Here is a 16027-nt window from a genome sequence, read left to right as displayed (position 1 = left end):
CCTTACAACGTACTAAATCGGTGAGCCCGGTGGCATTTTCGCAGGCTTGCTGATCACTCTGCCCCCGGCTTGTTTCAGTGCCTGTTCAAGCACTGTTTGCAGTTGTCCATAGTGGGCAGCCTTGTAACCTGAACTTCTTTTTTCTTTTCTGGGCAACTGCTTAAGCAGATAATCCAGCTTCATCCTCAACATGGCTTTGACTTCCGGGGCGCTGGCGTCACTCTCCAGACTCTGCAACATACCGTCCAAAACTACCGCATTTACCCTCATCGCAATACTGGTCTGATCTCCCGAAGGCAGTGATTTCAGCAGTGTCTTAGCCAGCAATCTATCCAGCAAATCCTCTACCGACAACTGCTCTGTGTCTCTGGCAAAGGCCTGATCCACTCGATTGAGCCGCTCAGGGTTCAACAGCGTCGACACTGTGTGACGACTGAGCACTTCTGCCATGGCCAATTGATCCACGGCAACCCCCAAAGATGAGTCGAAACTCTCGCGGCTACGGTAATAGTTGCCAGCCTTGGGCACCAGTTGCTCCAAAAGCTCAGTTGGCAGATATAGCTCTCTGGGATCCAGAGTCGCCAGCACAGTCTCCAATGCCCGCTTCTGCAATTCCGGTGCAATAAAGTGCCAGTTACCGCTACCGGCATCAGCCAGGTAATTGTAGTCAATGCCGCCAACAAACTTGGCCGCGGCGCTGATCTGGTAGCGATTCAACAGATAGATGGGCACCAGGGCATCACTGAGTTCGCCCAAGGGTTGCTCCGGCAACAGCGCCTTGGCGGAGAAGGTCTCCAGCGCCTGGCGCCTGACCAGCTGCATTCTTGCCAACTCCTTAACCGGATCCTCGCCTCTGTCCCAAAGGCTGGCATAGGCATGGGCGGCTGAAGTCGCCCTCGAATCACCCTCGCCTATGTATCTCAGCCCCTGCTGCTGCACCTCTTTGAGCAGCGACTTGAGCGCGGCCTGGGTTTGGGCTTCATCACCAAAGTCACCATAACCGTACTTGATGGCAAACTTATCCCAGGCCCCCAGCCCTTCGGCGTAAGGCTGGCTGATATCCACCCGCTTGCCATCGAGGCGCACATAGGGATGGGGGTAATCCATCACAGAAGCGTTGTTATTGGTGGAAGCAGCAAAGTTATGATCCAGCCCCAGGGTATGACCGATTTCATGAGCCGATAACTGGCGAATACGCGCCAGAGACAAGGCCATGGCGGCTTCATCGGCCGCTTGCCTGTCTTCCCAACCTGCGGTAAGGCCACGGGCAATCAGGTGATCCTGACGTACCCGCAGACTTCCCAGAGTGACCTGGCCCTTGATGATTTCACCACTGCGGGGATCTGTCACTGCTGCACCATAGGACCAGCCACGGCTGGCCCTGTGCACCCACTGGATCACGTTGTAGCGCACATCCTGAGGGTCGGCGCCTTCCGGCAATAGCTCCAACTTGAAGCCGTTGATAAACCCCGCCTCATTGAAAGCCTGCTCCCACCAGCGGCCGCCTTCGAGCAAGGCACCGCGGATAGGCTCGGGGACACCGGGATCCAGATAATAGGTAATGGGCTCAACCACTTCGCTTGGCTCAGGGCCAGGATTAACCTTCTGCAGCCGGTGGCGCAGCAAGAAGCGCTGGTTGATATCCTGATCTATGGCGGTGGCATAGTCCTTGTATTCATCGGACAGATAACCACTCATGGGGTGATAGAGGCGCGCCTGATAACCCGGCTCGGGCAAGGCGATAAAGGAGTAGCGCAGTCTCAGAGACAGGGCCTGGCCATCCGGGGTCACCTCGGCGACTCTGGCGCCGGCCTTATCACTGGCGAAAGTCAGCTGCACATCCACATCCGAGTTACGCTCGAACGACTTGACCGAGGCTGGCAACACCACAGAGCGGCTGGTGTCCAGACGATAATGCCCTTGGCCCCTGGCCGCCAACTGTTGGCTGATGCCGTGCAGGTCCTGCAACATCAAGTCGTTGACCGGCACCAGCAGACGTTTTCCCGGCAGGAGTTTGCCGCGCCAGAGCACTGATTCGGCAAAGGCTTCATGCACGGCTCTTTGCTCGGCTTGGTCGTCGGTATCGGCGCGAAAACGGGTATTGAGCTGTTTGAGCAGAATATAGGGGCCCTGGCGCTCAAACTGCACCATGCGGGTATACCCAAGTTGCCCACGGTCGAGCCCAATGTCATTGGATCCGGCGCCGTGGGGCAAGCTGGAGAGCAGCAACATAGGCTGGTTAAGTTTGCTCGGTTCCAGATACAGCTGCCCGGCTTTGGCATCATAAAAGAGATTGATAAAACCTTCGGCCTGAGTGCTTTCGCTGATGACGTCGGCGGCCTCCCTCTCCTGTGCCGCCTGCGCCAATCCGGGTACCGCGATCAGCGCCAACAACAAGGTCCAACTTTGAGGTTTCATCCCATCTCCTGATTGTTATCTGTAAGTTGCCATTCAAGTTAAGGGATCGGCCGGTTTATCTCAAGTCCTGCCCACCCATTCACTCAAGGTATCAAAGAGTTCATTGAGCATAATAGGCTTGGTGATATGAGCGTTCATTCCCGCCGCCAGGCTCTTCTCACGATCGCCTGACATGGCATGGGCCGTCATGGCGATAATCGGCAAGGTCTCCCTGTCGTATTTCTTGCGCAGTTCCCGGGTCGCCGTCAGGCCATCCATCACAGGCATCTGAATATCCATCAATACCGCATCGTATTGGCGCTGCTCCACCATATCGAGGGCAATTTGACCATTGTCGGCCAGATCTACCTCATAACCGGCGCTGCGCAGCAGTTCGGAGGCCACCTGCTGGTTGATCAGGTTGTCTTCCACCAGCAGTACCAGGCCTTTATGACCACCGCTCTGGTTGTCGGTAATTTCAGCCACAGTCGCCGAATGAGGTTTCTCGGCAAAGGCTGAGATTATCTCATCAAACAGAGTCGAGGCCTTGAAGGGCTTTTGCAGCAGCGCAAACACATTGGCATCTTCCACTTCCTGGGCCAATGGACCGGCGGCATAGGCCGTCATCATGATCACCACGGGGCGCTTGCTTATTCTGCCATTGGCCACCATTTCATCCAGGGTACGGATCACCTCACGGCCATCCATTTCCGGCATCATCCAGTCGATTAGCAGTAGGTCGGTTTCCTGTTTTTCCAACTTATAAAGGGCTTCGGCACCGCTGGCAGCAGTGTCCACCTCGAAGTGGAAATCGCGCATCAGGGTCGAATATATCTGCAGCGCCGTAGAGTTATCGTCCACCACCAGCGCCCGCAGGCTGTTGAGTTGCTCCGGCATCACCAGAGGTTCAATCTTGGCCTCTTCGGCGATTTCAAAGCTGATGGTAAAGCTGAATACACTGCCGACACCCGGCTCACTCTGCACCTGCATCTTGCCGCCCATCATGGACACCAGATGCTTGCTGATGGACAAGCCAAGGCCGGTGCCACCATATTTACGGGTGGTGGAACCATCCGCCTGGGCAAAGGCATCAAACAGTATCTCCTGCTGCTCCTTGCTGATCCCTATGCCTGTGTCGCGAACCCAGAATTTGAGGGTTATACGATGATCGCGTTCGCCGACATCTTCACAGCCGAGTTCAATCTCCCCTTCAGAGGTAAACTTGACCGCGTTGGACAAGAGATTCACCAGCACCTGGCCGAGACGCAGCGGATCACCCTTGAGCATAAGTCCGGCGGTCACAGGGGCATACAGTAACAGCTCAACCCCTTTCTCCTGCGCCTTGAGTGAGTTGATATCCAAGGCGTGCTCCAGCACCTTGTCCAACGGGAAGGAGACCCGCTCCAGCTCCAGCTTCCCGGCTTCAATCTTGGAGAAGTCGAGAATGTCATTGATGATCCGCAGCAATGATTGGGCCGAGAAGCCGGCCTTCTCCAGATAATCTTTCTGCTGCACCGTCAGGTTGGTGCGCTGCGCCAGTTGCAGCATGCCTATGATGGCATTCATCGGCGTGCGGATCTCATGGCTCATATTGGCCAAGAATTCACTCTTGTAGAGGTTGGCCAGTTCGGCATCTTTCTTGGCCTCCAGCAAGGCCACCTCGTTGCTCTTGCTGCGGGTAATGTCCTTGTGGGTACCCAGCATACGCCTGGGCTCATTGTTGGCGGTAAATTCCACCACCCGGCCACGGGACAGCACCCAGTGATACTGCCCGCTCTTGCCGCGCATTCGGAACTCTATCTCATAGGCGCCTATGGGATCGGCCAGATACTGCTCGCGATACTCTTCAACCCGGATCCTGTCGTCCGGATGGATCAGCTCGTCTATGGTCGACAGCAGCGCCGGAAACTCATTGGTCTTGTAGCCCAGCATGGTGTAGTAGGCCGGGTTGCAGATGATCTGCTCCGAATCCAGATACCAGTCCCACAGGCCATCTTCCACCGCATCCATCGCCAGGTGATAACGTTCTTCCGACAAACGCAACTGCTCGGCGGCTTCATATTCGCGGGTCACATCACGCCAAACGGCAATCAAGCCCAGCATCTCGCCGCGGCGGTTATAAAACGGCAGCTTGAGGGTATCGAGCAGCACGGGCTTGCCCGCCAGCTCGACCTTTTCCTGATAGCGCAGCGGCGCCCTGTCCTTGAGCACCTGTTCATCCTCGGCGCGAATTCTGGCGGCCTGCTCCGGGGTGGTCAAAGTATCTGAATTCAGGCCGATCATCTCGGCCTCGGTATAGCCAAGTACCCGCTCGGCTGACTTGTTGCAGCCGAGGTACTTGCCTTCTTTGTCTTTGAAGACAATGGCTTCAGGAATCGAGTCCAACAAAGAGCGCAGCAGGGCGTATTCCCGCTCCCGCTTTTCTGTGGTTTCCTTCAGCCGCTCGGTGCGCCGGGCCACCAGTTTATCCAGCCGCTTGTTCTGCTCTGCCAGGTGACGGGTATATTGCTGGTTTTCTTCAAAAATGCGGCTGACCAACTGGAACCAGGGCTCCCAGCCCTGGGTGATCTTCGCCGGCGGCCGGATCGGCTCACGGGAACAGTCTTCCAGGTGTGACAGCAAGCGCGAGGCCGGGCTGACGAAAGAGCGGCGAGTCTGCCAGTGCACTATGGTCACCAGCACAGACAAGGCCAGTACCACTAAAATAAAGCTCAGCTGCAGCTTCTCGAACGAGTCCAGAAACAGATCGTCAACATCCTGCAGATAGAGCAAGCGCCAAGGGGCGTTGTGCAGCGCCACTGAGTGGATGTAATAGCCGTTACGGATCATCCCCTCGTGGGCATCGAACAGCTCGGACTCAGGCAATGAATGCAGCTCGGATGGGATCCGCTGACTGATGTGGTAGACCCGGTTAATGCTGGAGGTATCAAAATCGCTGTGGGAAAGAATATTATTGCCCTGATCCAGCAAAATCACAGTGCCCGGCATTTTGAAATAGAGACGTATCTGTTTGGCGAGCGATGCCAGTGTCATATCCAGATTAATTGAGCCGATAAACTCATCTTCGAGATAGATGGGCACCCCGAGGGTGGTCAACAGGCCATTACCGGCCGAGTCCACATAGGCCTCACTCCAGAACACACTGCGCTGGGGGTTCATCGCCGGAGTCGCCAGTTGAAACTGTTTCTTGTTCAGCAGTTCATCGCGAAAACGCTGCTCGTCCGAGGGCCAGGGGTAATAGGACATCATCCGCCGCTTGGACAGATAATAGATGGCCGAGGCCTTGGGCGCAGCCTCCTTGGCGACCGGGAACGACAATGACAGCTCAAACAGCATCTCCAGTTCCTGATAGAACTTGTCGCCGCGGCCATCGAGAGTACCTGAGCCGGTTATCCGCCCCATGTTGGTGAAGGGTTCACCACTCCTGGCGTAATTAGGCTCCAGGGTAAAGAACTGCCCACTTTCGTTGAATTTCTCGTACTGAGGCAGCCTGTCCTTGCGCACCTGCTCGGCCAGGCGCAAGTGGTCCACGGCCACATTACGCAGGCTCTTGACCGCACGGATACTGGATTCCAGCAAGAGGTCAATCTGCATCACATGGCGATCGACCTGTTCTTCCCTGAGCTCCATCTGCTGGGTCTTCTGGCGTTCAAAAAACACCCAGGCGGTGAGCAACGCCAGTACAATCACCCCCATATAGGTGTAAAACACTGCACGGTTGTAATTTTTCTGGATCGGAGATTTCAGCTGCAGATCCGGCTCACTCAATTTCATCCATTACCCTTGCATCACGGCCCATCCCCAAGCGGTGGGGAAGAAAGATATCATATACTTAATTTGGCTGCATATGCAGTACCCCGCACAAAGCAAAGGCCCCGAAATGGGGCCTTTTTCAGTAGCAGGGTTTATCAGAGCTGCTCTTCGGCAAACTCTGCCAGCCGTGAGCGCACTACGCCGTTGAGATAAATGTTGGCACTACCCTCAAAATTTTTAAAGCGTTCAACCATATAGGTTAAACCCGAGGTGACCGCGGTCAGATAGTTGGAGTCTATCTGCGCCAGGTTACCGCAACAGATAAGCTTGGTGCCTTCTCCCATACGGGTGATCATGGTTTTCAGCTGTGAGGCCGTCAGGTTTTGACACTCATCCAGCAATACCACCGAGTTCTGAATCGAACGCCCACGCATAAAGTTAATCGACTTAAACTGGATATTGGCCTTTTCCATTATGTAGTTGAGTGAACCACTGGGGTTAACATCATGCTTGTGCAGCACCTCCAGGGTATCGGTAATTGCCGCCAGCCAAGGAGCCATTTTTTCCTCTTCCGTGCCCGGCAGGAAGCCTATCGATTCGGCAATTTCCGGGGTGTTACGGGTGACTATCACCTTGTCGTAGAGATTTCGCTCCACCACCAGCTCCAATGCTGCCGCCATCGCCAACAGTGTTTTGCCGCATCCTGCTGGGCCGGTGAGAATAACCAGATCGATATCGGGATCCATCAAGGCCTGCAGCGCCATGCCCTGATAGATGTTCTTCGGTCTCACGCCCCAGGCCTCCATATTCATCAGGCGATCGCGACCGAGATCCAGCACATTGAGACTGGTTTCACTGCGGCCGACCACCCGGCCACAAAATTCGGACTCATCGTCCAGTAGATATTGGTTGATATAAAACAGATCGTCGCCCAGGTCCTTGAGCGGCACATCGTGCACAGTATGACGGCCATGACGCTCGGTGGCCACTTTGTGCAGATGCTCCCAGAAGTTGCCTTCAAATTGATGAAAACCCTTGGACAGAAAACGTATGTCATCGATCAGCTGATCTGTGCGGTAGTCTTCTACCAGGAGTATCCCGGCACCTTTGGCCTTGAGACGCATATTGATGTCTTTGGTGACCAGCACCACGGTACGGGGCTCGTATTGATTTTGCAGATGCAGGGCTGTGTTGATGATGCGGTTGTCGTTGTTGTCGCCGGGCAGCGAGCCTATGGTGAATTCAATCTGGTGGTCGGGGAAGATGGCCAGAGTACCTGTGGCATCTGTGTGCCCTTCGCGGCTTGGAAGGGGAACCCCTTTGATTATCTGTTCCGGAGTGGTCTTGCCGCCGAGGATATCTTCCAGCGCCCGAATGGCGACCCTGGCATCGCGGCTGACATCCCGCTTTCTGTCTTTTATCTGGTCCAATTCCTCCAGTACCGTCATTGGGACCACAACATCATGTTCTTTAAAGGAGTAAATCGCTAAGGGTTCATGTAATAACACATTGGTATCAAGTACAAACAACTTTCTGTCGTCTTGTTCCATGGCGCCTCCATTTGCGTCAATGAGCTACTCACAGCTTTGTTGTCATGGGCCAGCGCAGGCCTGGGGTTGGGGTATATGTCACTCCTGTTTCTAACTGATTGCGGGTAGGTTTCACCACTGTGACATGGCTTAAACTAATACTGGCACCTTTAGCAACGGATGACAAATACCCTTTGCAGTCTCTTTAATGGCCACTGCGCGGTATCCGTTTTTGAGTGTAGGATGCTAAAGATGACGATTGGATGACAAGCGGACGAAAAGGCCTGCTGGGCAGGATTGGTATTATACTCGGATTGGTATAACATACGCGCCCTTTGTGAATCCGCCCGAAGATGAGAGTTAAAGATGCCCTTCGCCTTAGGTCAACGCTGGATCAGTGATACCGAATCAGAGCTTGGTTTGGGTACAGTAGTACAACTGGAAGGCCGCATGGTCTCACTGCTGTTCCCCGCCACCGGAGAGAACCGCATGTTCTCCCGCAACGACGCCCCGTTAACCCGGGTGATTTATAACCCAGGTGATCAGGTCAAGAGCCATGAAAACTGGACACTGACCATCAACTCTTTGGATGAAAAAGACGGGCTGGTGATCTACACCGGCATTCACAGCGAAACCGGCGAAGAAGTGCAGCTGAGGGAAACCTTGCTGGATCACAATATTCGTTTCAACAAACCGCAAGACAGGCTCTTTGCCGGCCAGATAGACAGACTGGACAGATTCGGAGTGCGCTACGCCGCCCAGCAGCTGCGCCACAATCTGGCCACCTCAGATCTGCTGGGGCTGCAAGGTCCCAGAGTCGGCCTTATTCCGCATCAGCTGTGGATTGCCCATGAGGTCGGGCGCCGCTACGCGCCACGGGTGCTGCTGGCCGATGAAGTGGGTCTGGGCAAGACCATAGAAGCCGGCCTCATCATTCATCAACAGTTGATGACAGGCCGCGCCGAGCGGGTACTTGTGATAGTACCAGATACCTTGCGCCACCAATGGCTGGTGGAGATGCTGCGCCGCTTTAACCTGCGATTTGCCGTATTCGATGAAGATCGCTGCATCGAAGCCTTTGCCGACCATGACAACCCCTTCTACACCGAACAGTTGGTGATCTGCTCACTGGAACTGCTGCGCAAGAAGCGCCGTCTCGACCAGGCGCTGGATGCCGACTGGGATCTTATGGTGGTCGATGAGGCCCATCACCTGGAGTGGACCGAAGAGGCTCCGAGCCGGGCCTATCAGGTGGTTGAAGCTCTGGCGGAAGTGGTGCCCGGCGTACTGCTGCTGACCGCGACCCCGGATCAGTTGGGCCATGAGAGCCACTTTGCCCGACTGCGACTGCTGGATCCGGATCGTTTCTACGACTATCAAGCCTTTATCAAAGAGGAACAAGGCTACAAAGAGGTGGCCCTCGCCGCCGAGGCGCTGGCAAGTGGCAACAAGCTGCCCGACAATGCCATCAACAGCCTGACCGAACTCTTGTCCGAGAAAGATATCGCCCCCGCTATTCGCCTTATCCAGGCTGACGGCGTCGATGCCGAGCAGCAGCAAGCCGCCCGTGACGAGCTGCTGCAAGAGCTGCTCGATAGGCACGGCACGGGTCGGGTGCTGTACCGCAACAGCCGCGCCTCGGTCAAAGGCTTCCCGAAACGCATTTTCAACGCCTATCCACAGGCCATGCCGGAGCAGTACCTCACTGCGGCCCGAGTCAGTGCCATGATGAATGGTCACCGCACCCTGGAAATGAAGGCCGCCTACGCGCTGGCGCCGGAAAAAATGTATCAGGAGTTTGATGAAAACTCCGCCGCCTGGTGGAAGTTCGACCCCAGGGTCGACTGGCTCATCGATTTCCTCAAGCAAAACCGCAGCAAGAAAGTGCTGATCATCGCCAGTCAGGCCGCCACGGCGCTGAGTCTGGAAGAAGCGCTGCGCACCCGTGAAGGGATCCTCGCCACTGTGTTCCATGAGGGCATGTCCATCATAGAACGGGACAAAGCCGGTGCCTTCTTCGCCCAGGAAGAGGGTGGTGCCCAGGCGCTGATCTGCTCGGAAATCGGTTCCGAAGGGCGTAACTTCCAGTTCGCCAGCCAGTTGGTGCTGTTTGATCTGCCATTGAACCCGGATCTGCTGGAACAGCGCATAGGTCGCCTGGATCGCATAGGTCAGAACCATGATGTAGAGATCCACCTGCCCTTCCTCACCGACACGGCGCAGGAGCGTCTGTTGGCCTGGTACCATGAAGGCCTCAACGCCTTCGAACTCACCTGCCCCGGCGGTCATATTCTGTTCAAGGAGTTTGGCGCCCAGTTGCTGCCACTGCTGGTAGAAGAAAACGAAGAAGAGATGGCTAAGCTGCTGCGCGACACCCGCAGCCGTTATAAAGAGCTAAAGCAGGCAATGGAGCAGGGCCGCGACAAGCTGCTGGAACTCAACTCCCACGGCGGCGACAGGTCATTGGCATTGGCCGAGAGACTGGCGCAGATGGATAACGACACCCAGCTTATCGGCTCAGTGATCCGTCTGTGGGACATCATAGGTCTGGATCAGGACGATAGAGGCGAAAACACCATAGTGCTGCGCCCGAGTGAGCACATGATGTATCCCACTTATCCTGGCCTGCCGGAAGATGGCATTACCGTGACTTTCGACCGGGAAACCGCCCTGTCCCGCGACGATATCGCCCTGATAACCCAGGAGCATCCTCTGGTGCAAACCGGGTTGGATCTGATCACAGGTTCTGAGACAGGCACCACAAGTGTTGCCATCCTCAAGAACAAGGCGTTGCCGGCAGGTACCGTGTTCCTGGAGCTTATCTATCTGGCACAGGCCTCGGCGCCCAAGTCCAGCCAGCTGTATCGCTATCTGCCGCCGACACCACTGCGTATTCTGCTGGATAAAGACGGCAACAATCTGTCTGACAAGGTGAGCTACGAGCATTTTGATCGCCAGCTCAGCGCGGTTAACCGCCATATCGGCAGCAAACTGGTCAACGCCTCGCAGGCGATATTGCATCCACTGCTGGCCAAGGGCGAAGCCCACGCTATGGAGGCTATGTCCAACCTGCAGGCCGAAGCGCAGCAGCAGATGGAGCGCCAATTGGGCGCCGAGCTGGAACGTCTGGAAGCCCTCAAGGCGGTGAACCCCAATATCCGCGATGCCGAGCTTGAGTATCTGCAAAATCAGATAGCCGAACTACGCGGCTATTTGGATCAATGCCAGCTGCAGCTCGATGCCGTGCGCCTGGTGCTGGTCAGCCACGCCTGATAATCCACTCAAATATCATCCCCCAAGACCCGCTAACTGCGGGTCTTGTTTTTTGCGCTAAATTTCAGAAGCCCTGGTGCACCACGCCTTCAAGCATTGGATCGACACACAAACTTTCGATACAACAGCTACTAGTGCACAAATTTGCGGCTTATAATTTTGGCATTGAGTCAATAAAGGCTGCAGAATCATGCTATTCCAGCCTATGAAAAGTTTAAGGAGTTCCCTTGGCGCTGATATCCAGGACGATAGCTATGCTGTGCTTTTTCCCCTTGATGGCACTGGCAGCCGACGAACCAGCCAACAAAGACATGGCCAACCAGGCGCAGACTCAACCAGAGCCAGCGAGTCAAACGCCTGAAACAGCCCCTATGAAACCCAGAGACAATAGCCGGGCGTTGGAGCATGTCGCCGCCTCAGAACTGCAAAAGATCCAAGTAGATGGCGAGGAGCAAGCCGTTCTGATACGCCCCTGGAGTGGCCCGAAACAATTGGGCGCGGCGCTGTTACTGCCGCCTCCCGGCACCCACGCCGATGCCCCCGGGCTCAACGCCTTCTTGCGCCGCAACATCAATCCCGCAGGCTGGGCCAGTCTCAGCATCACACCACCGCCCTTTCCTGAGCAGCCCAACTTCACCACAGAGGCCCAGGAAATAAGCAAGGCAGGCGATGGCAAAATGCCGGGGAAACGCAACCAGGCAACGAGCCGCCGAGAGGCAGAGGAATGGCAGAAACTCAGGAAACAGCAACAGAGCTTTATCCAACAGAGTCTGGCGCAATTGGACACCTTGGGAGCCCCCTTTCCAGGCAAGCGCTTGCTGATAGCCCAGGATCAGTCCGCCGCCTTGGTAATTGAGTTGTTGGCAGCGCAGAAGTTGGCCAAACCGGACTTGCTGGTGGTGATCAATCCCTACCTTGACGATCCCGATGCCAATCTGGCCTTGCCAAAGCAGCTGGCCGGATTGGAGTTGGCGGTACTCGATATCCAATCCCCCGACGGTCATCAAGCCTCGCAGGCCACGGTAAAAAGTCGTAAATCGCTGGCAATGAGCCAGCCGGACAATCAATACCGGCAGCAATTACTGGCGCTGGATCTGCGTCAGGATGTAGCCTTTGAAAACACCTTGATGATGATAGAAGGCATGGCCAGAAAGGTGCTGAAACAGCTGGCAGCAAACGAAAAAACGGCCACTGAAGCCAATCAGTGACCGTCTAATACAGAAGTTGCTGCCGAAATCGGCTCCCAGGCCAAGCTTTCCGTAGAGTAAATGTCGGGAATGCGATTACTCTTTCTTGCCGCCATTGGAGAACATTAATGCCAGGGAGATGAGCACCACTGTGCCGCCCATGAACAGCAAGTCCAGTGCCGAGCTGGGTTTGATATCGGCAAAGAAGGAAAACACCTTGATGATCAACATCATCAATATCACTTTGCCCAGCTTGCTCTTGAGCGCATCTATGCTGGAGATGATCAATATCTTGCCGCCGGTATCCGAGTTACTGGCCGGTTCCAGGTTACGGATAAAGAGTTCATAGAGGCCGAAAGCGAAGATCAGCAGCACGGCCCCGAGCAGGAAGGTATCCAGTATCTCCACCAATACCATCACAAGATCATTGCGCACATCATAGCTGCCACTGAGCAGGTATTCCCACAGTAGGGCAAACATATGCAGCACGTCCTTGACTCCCATGACAAAAGTGACCAAGGCCGCCAACACACAGGAGAAGACTCCAACCATGACAGACAAGCGACTGCCCCAGAGCAAGCGTTCAAAAAAAATCCGCATCCCAATTCCTATTTATAAATAAAGTGACGGATTTTCAGGCGCTTCTGTCATATAGGTCAAGTTAATATTTATTTAGCCGTGAAGGATATCTCACCAGTTTCGCCGCGGTTCAAAGGCCCGCTCGGGGTCCTTGCCCTGCCGCACGGCGGCAATGGTTCTGTTACGCCCCAAGAGCAAACGTACCTGACTCCAGGACTCCCGCGCCAGCAGGCGCCTGCGGGAACCTTTCCAGCTGCGGTTGATACTCAGCTTTATCGCCGCCAACGCATCCGGAGAGCGCTCATTGAGCCCACATGCCAGTTCTTGTGCCCGGGCCAGAGGATCACTGCAGCACTCGGTCACCAGCCCAAGTTCCAACGCCTTGGGAGCCGGGATTAATTCCGCCGTCATACTGAGTTTCAATGCCTGATCTTTTGCCAGAATTTCCCGCAAACTCACCAGGCCACCCATGTCGGGAACCAAGCCCCACTTGGCCTCCATTATTGACAACTCGGCGTCATTGGCGGCAATACGAAAATCGGCGCCGAGCGCAATTTGCAAGCCGCCGCCATAGCAGCGGCCATCCAAGACGGCAATGACAGGAACCGGTAGCTCTCGCCAGGCGACAGACACCTGCTGCGCCAAATTGGCATTGCCCGGTAGCCACTTGAACAGCAGCTTCAGCGCTTGCCAGGGAGAGTTAGCCACACTCTTGATATCCAAGCCCGAGCTGAATTGGCCGCCCTCGCCTCTAAGGATCACCGCCCGCAAATGCCGTTGACGGCGCAAATGACGCGCCATCGCCTTGAGCTCGCTGAACATGGTGTAATTAATGGCGTTGAGCTTATCCGGCCGGTTCAAGCTAACGATAGCCAACTGTTGCTGCCATTCCAGGCTGAGAGTCTGCCACTGCATCTGCAGGTCCTTGAAAGTTGAAGTTATGTTAACGGTATCACCATCAAACAGGTCAGGCCAGATCAAAAATCTCTCTATTTCAATATCACAGCACAGTTTAAATTTTGGCTTACGTCAATAAACTGACATTGGTTTTGACTTAGTGGCGACAAGTGTTCACAATATCGACCCTCAACAGGCAAGCCATTGCACTAAATAAGATTTTATCCTGCCAAATATGAGAAACGGGCATAAAGTCCGTATCCGCCGGTATATTGCTATCGGCCCTGTCCTCACTGATCCAGCGGCATAGTCAGAGGATAATCACAAAAAATGCCGCTGTAGGTGTTATCTTCAAGTAATGCGGTAGAACAGGAAATCTCTATGGCGATTCCGGTACTCATATGCGACGACTCTGCACTGGCGCGAAAGCAGATGGCCCGTACTCTTCCCAAAGAATGGGAAGTCGACATCAACTTTGCTGCCAATGGCGCCGAAGGACTTGAGGCTATCCGCGCCGGCAAGGGTGAGATTGTCTTTTTGGATCTCAATATGCCGGTCATGGACGGTTATGAAGTGTTGCAAGCCATTCAACAACAAGATCTGCCGGCCATGGTGATAGTCGTCTCGGGCGATATCCAAATTAAAGCCCATCAAAGAGTCAAAGCCTTGGGCGCGCTGGATTTTATTCAAAAGCCCGTCAGTGCAGATGCCATTCGCAACATACTACAGGAATATGGCATTTTACAGTTGGCCGAAGGCGGCGACGGCAACGAAGAGCCAATGATCCAGGTGGATATGCGTGATGCCTGCCAGGAAGTCGCCAACGTTGCCATGGGTCGCGCCGCCGATCTGCTGGCCAAGTTGCTGGATGTATTTGTGCTCCTGCCCATTCCCAACGTCAATGTGCTGGAGGTCAGTGAGTTGACCATGGCACTCAAAGCCACAGAGCAAAGCCCCAAGATATCGGCGCTGTGTCAGGGTTTTATCGGTGCCGGCATTGCCGGTGAGGCGCTACTGCTGTTTCACGACTCCAGCTTCAAGGATATGGCCAAATTGATGGGCCTGTCAGACCCCGAAGACACCAACACGGAAATCGAGGTGATGATCGACACAGCCAACGTGTTGATCGGCGCCTTCCTCAGCGGCATCTCGGAGCAGCTGGATATGCAATTCAGCCAGGCACACCCTGTGGTGCTCGGACGGCATTGCACAGTGAACGATCTGATCCACGATAACTCAGATCGCTGGCAGCGCACGCTGGCGATGGAGATCAACTATCGCATCGAAGATCACAATGTGCAGTGTGATCTGCTACTGCTCTTTACCGAAGACTCCTTGCCGACGCTGAATTTCAAGCTCGGCTATCTGATGAACTGACAAAACAGGTTTGCCATGGCAAAGGATTTGAATGCAATAAATGAACTGCACTGGCTGATCGACATGGTGCAAACCATAGAGGTTGGCCTGGTGGTGCTGGACAGAGAATACAATATTCAGCTGTGGAATGGCTTTATGGAAAACCACAGTGGCGTCTCTCCCAACGATATCAAGGGCAACAACCTGTTTGAACGTTTTCCGGATCTGCCGGCCAGTTGGCTCAAGCAGAAGATGGAATCTGTGTTTCTGCTGAAAAACCGCGCCTTCATCAGTTGGGAGCAGAGGCCCTATGTATTCAAATTCAAGAACTATCGGCCCATCACAGGCCGCGCCGAATTCATGTTCCAGAATGTCACCCTGCTGCCGCTGGCCTCTCTGACCGGGCAGATCTCCCATATCAGCATTATTATCTATGATGTGACGGATATCGCCATCAACAAGCTACAGCTCAAAAGCGCCAACGAACGCCTGGAACACCTGAGTCAAACCGATGGCCTGACCCAACTGCACAATCGCAGACACTGGCAATTTTGCATGCAGCGGGAGTTTGATCGCCACACCCGCTATGGCGAGCCAGCCAGCCTGGTGATGTTCGATATAGATCACTTCAAACGGATTAACGACAGCCTGGGGCATATCGCCGGAGACAGGGTTATTCAGCATCTGTCCCATATTCTCAGCCAAAACCTCAGGGAAACCGACTGCGCCGGGCGCTATGGCGGCGAAGAGTTTGCCGTGGTCTTGTCCCACACCAGCGCCGAAGATGCCCGCTCCTTTGCCGAGCGGCTACGCACTCAGATAGAAAGTAGCCGCTTCAGCTTCAATGGTCAGCCGGTACCTTTTACTATCAGTTTGGGGATCTGCGATCTGAGTGACGAGGTGGAAAACAGCGACCAATGGTTGGCCAATGCCGATCAAGCCCTATATCAGGCCAAGGTTTCCGGCCGCAACTGCGTCAGTATTTTCAGCGATTGATTTGCCGGGAAGACACCAATAAAAAACCACTCTGAGAGTGGTTTTTTATTGGTCGTGCAA

9 protein-coding genes are annotated in these 16027 nt (G+C 54.7%); 4 read left to right on the top strand and 5 right to left on the bottom strand.

What is annotated here, in order from left to right:
- Nucleotides 1-12: 12 nt before the first annotated feature.
- The 3 genes from ACMHXE_RS18960 to ACMHXE_RS18950 all read right to left on the bottom strand — a co-directional run bounded on the left by ACMHXE_RS18960 (nt 13) and on the right by ACMHXE_RS18950 (nt 7700).
- Complete coding sequence (locus tag ACMHXE_RS18960) at nt 13-2418, bottom strand: zinc-dependent metalloprotease (RefSeq protein WP_101056014.1); 2406 nt, start codon at nt 2416-2418, stop codon at nt 13-15.
- Nucleotides 2419-2478: 60 nt separating this feature from the next.
- Entirely contained in the window at nt 2479-6171 is a 3693-nt protein-coding gene (locus tag ACMHXE_RS18955) for a response regulator (RefSeq protein ID WP_101056015.1), read from the bottom strand.
- Between the two features lie 134 nt (nt 6172-6305).
- The gene (locus tag ACMHXE_RS18950) at nt 6306-7700 is read right to left on the bottom strand and encodes a PhoH family protein (protein ID WP_039033471.1); all 1395 of its coding nucleotides are present in this window, start codon (nt 7698-7700) and stop codon (nt 6306-6308) included.
- 345 nt (nt 7701-8045) lie between these two features.
- Between ACMHXE_RS18950 and rapA the strand changes: the two genes are divergently transcribed.
- Together rapA and ACMHXE_RS18940 are read left to right on the top strand one after the other, a co-directional pair.
- Entirely contained in the window at nt 8046-10952 is a 2907-nt protein-coding gene (gene rapA / locus ACMHXE_RS18945; RefSeq protein WP_101056016.1) for an RNA polymerase-associated protein RapA, read from the top strand.
- Nucleotides 10953-11179: 227 nt separating this feature from the next.
- The gene (locus ACMHXE_RS18940; RefSeq protein WP_146226012.1) at nt 11180-12160 is read left to right on the top strand and encodes a DUF3530 family protein; all 981 of its coding nucleotides are present in this window, start codon (nt 11180-11182) and stop codon (nt 12158-12160) included.
- 75 nt (nt 12161-12235) lie between these two features.
- Here ACMHXE_RS18940 and ACMHXE_RS18935 read toward each other — a convergent pair whose 3' ends face one another.
- Entirely contained in the window at nt 12236-12739 is a 504-nt protein-coding gene (locus ACMHXE_RS18935; RefSeq protein ID WP_039033473.1) for a YqhA family protein, read from the bottom strand.
- Between the two features lie 90 nt (nt 12740-12829).
- On the bottom strand, nt 12830-13633 hold the full coding sequence (locus ACMHXE_RS18930) for a crotonase/enoyl-CoA hydratase family protein (RefSeq protein WP_101056042.1): 804 nt from the start codon (nt 13631-13633) through the stop codon (nt 12830-12832).
- A gap of 363 nt (nt 13634-13996) precedes the next feature.
- Here ACMHXE_RS18930 and ACMHXE_RS18925 point away from each other — a divergent pair, with 363 nt between their 5' ends.
- Both ACMHXE_RS18925 and ACMHXE_RS18920 read left to right on the top strand, forming a co-directional pair.
- Nucleotides 13997-14992 (top strand): response regulator, encoded by a 996-nt coding sequence (locus tag ACMHXE_RS18925; RefSeq protein WP_101056018.1) that lies wholly within the window; start codon nt 13997-13999, stop codon nt 14990-14992.
- A 15-nt stretch (nt 14993-15007) separates the two neighbouring features.
- Complete coding sequence (locus tag ACMHXE_RS18920) at nt 15008-15967, top strand: GGDEF domain-containing protein (RefSeq protein ID WP_101056019.1); 960 nt, start codon at nt 15008-15010, stop codon at nt 15965-15967.
- Nucleotides 15968-16027 lie beyond the last annotated feature (60 nt).

This window comes from Shewanella sp. BJSY2023SW007 (assembly GCF_047314525.1).
Classification (GTDB): domain Bacteria; phylum Pseudomonadota; class Gammaproteobacteria; order Enterobacterales; family Shewanellaceae; genus Shewanella; species Shewanella chilikensis.
This window is presented reverse-complemented; position numbering and strand designations above follow the sequence as displayed.